1 protein-coding gene is annotated in these 2082 nt (G+C 81.7%); it reads right to left on the bottom strand.

Going from position 1 to position 2082, the window contains the following annotated elements; genetic code table 11:
* Nucleotides 1-105: 105 nt before the first annotated feature.
* Nucleotides 106-2082: FtsK/SpoIIIE domain-containing protein (locus tag ACFV0G_RS38700; RefSeq protein WP_380558384.1), on the bottom strand; the 1977-nt coding region annotated here is incomplete at its 5' end.

The following is a 2082-nucleotide window of genomic DNA, read 5'->3' on the forward strand; positions in this document are numbered from 1 at the left end:
GTTCTGCGACGGGCACCGTGCGGGACCGGGCCGGTCGTCGGGGCCGGGACATGCCGGGGCCGCCCGCGCGGCGGCGGGCGGGCGGCAGGCCGGGCCGGCGCCGGATCAGCCGGAGGCCGCGGCCCGCTGCAGCGCGCTGGCCAGCAGCGCCAGGTCGGTCGGCCCGTTGCCCAGCTCCCGGACGGGCCGGCGGGTCGGCGGGGCGCCGAGCTGCATCGGGTCGATCGCCACCACGGTCGGCCGCAGGGTCGACGTGCGGGGGATCCGGCCGCTGACCCGGGCGGCCTGGAAGGCGGTGACACCGCCGTCCGGCCGCCGCAGGTAGCCGCGGCCCGGAGTGTCCTCGGGCAGCGCGGCCGCGTCCGGCAGGTGGATCAGCTGGTCGGAGTCGGCCGGGTGGTCGGTGCGCAGGGCGATCCGCAGCTGGGCGGCCTCGTCGATCTCGGTGCCGGCCGTCCGCTCGGGGGCGCCGGTCGCGGCCACCAGGTGGACGCCCAGCCGGCCGCCGCGGGAGGCGACGGCGCCCAGCGCGCGGGCCAGCGGCCGGCCCGCCGGCGAGGTCGGCGCGTACAGCGCGTCGAGGTCGTCGACCACCACCACCATCCGGGCCAGGGCCTGCCCGTGCGGCCGGGCGTCGGGGGACTGCCGCGGCGCGACCACCCGGGCCGCGGCGGTGCCGGGGGCGCCGGCCGGGCCGCCGGCCGAGACCAGCGCCGGGGCCTTGCCGAGTATCCGGGCGGTGTGCCAGGCGGTGAAGTCCAGGCCGTCCAGCAGCGCCTCGCGGCGGGCCAGCTCGTCCTCCAGCCAGGTGGCGGTGAGCAGGGCCCGGTGCGGGTCGGCGGCGGCGTCCAGGTGGGCGGTGACGTGCGGCAGGTCGGTGCAGCCGCGCAGGCCCGCGGCCGGGTCGGTGCCGGCGGGCGAGCGGGACTCGACCACCGTGACGGTGAGCCGCTCGGGCCGTTCGGCGACCGCCAGCGAGGCCACCAGGGTGCGCAGCAGCTCGGTCTTGCCGGAGCCGGGGGCGCCGCCGACGAGCAGGTGCGGCCCGTCCTCGGCCGGTTCGTCGGCGCCCGCGAGGTCGAGGGCGCACAGGCCGTCGCGGGCGGTGCCGAGCAGTGCGGTCGCGCCGCCGGCGCCGTCCGGCAGCGCGGCCCAGCGGTCGGAGAGCTTGGCCGGGGTGACCGCCTCCAGCCGGAGCAGGTCGAGCAGCCGCAGGGCGTCCGGGAGCGGGCCGCGGGCGGCCGGGGTGGCCTCCCGCAGCGGGGCGAGCGCCCGGGCCAGCCGTTCGGCCCAGGCGGCCGGGACGGCGTCCAGGGCGACGTCCTCGATCCGCTCGCGGCCGCCGGCCGCCGGCAGGTCGACGGCGAGCAGGGTGCCCACCTCGCCGGTGACTCGGGCCACGGCGCCGAGGCCGGCGGGGAGGTCCTCGACGTCCTCGGCCAGGCAGAGCGGGAAGACGCCGACGGCGGGCCCCTGGCGGAGCAGCAGCGCGAGGGCCTCGCGGGCGGCCGGGGTGCCCGGGTCGCCGTCCACCAGGACGACGGTGGCCTCCGGTCCGGCGGAGGCGGCCGCCAGCTCGGCGAGCCGGGCCTCGGCCTGGGCCGGTCCGAAGCCGACCAGCAGCCGGCAGTCCTGGCCCTGGCCGGGCCGCAGGTGGGGCAGCCACATCGTCCAGCCCCAGTCGGCGGCGCCGGCCTCGTCGGCGGCCACCACGACCAGCGCCAGCCCGCTCGGCGGGTGCAGGGCGGCGAGCTGGGCGAGCACCGCGCGGGCCACGCCGGTCAGGCGCGGGCGCGGCCCGGCCAGACCGAGGCTGCCGGCGGCCTGCAGGTCGACGGTGACCGGGACGGCGGGCAGCAGGGTGCCGGGCTCGGTGCCGGGGCCGCCGGGCCGGTCGGCGGTGCCGAGCCGGACGGACAGCGCGTCCGGGTGGGTCGGGGTGCGCTCCCAGAGGCGGGGGCCGGGGCCGAGCGCGGTGAGCAGCAGGGCGGCCGGGTCGGGCCAGCGCTCGCGCCGGTCGGCGGCCTGCCGGGCCCGGGCGGCGGCGTGCCGGCGGCCGTTGTCGGGCTGCTCGGCGGGGGC

This window comes from Kitasatospora sp. NPDC059571, from assembly GCF_042735675.1.
In the GTDB taxonomy this organism is placed as follows: domain Bacteria; phylum Actinomycetota; class Actinomycetes; order Streptomycetales; family Streptomycetaceae; genus Kitasatospora.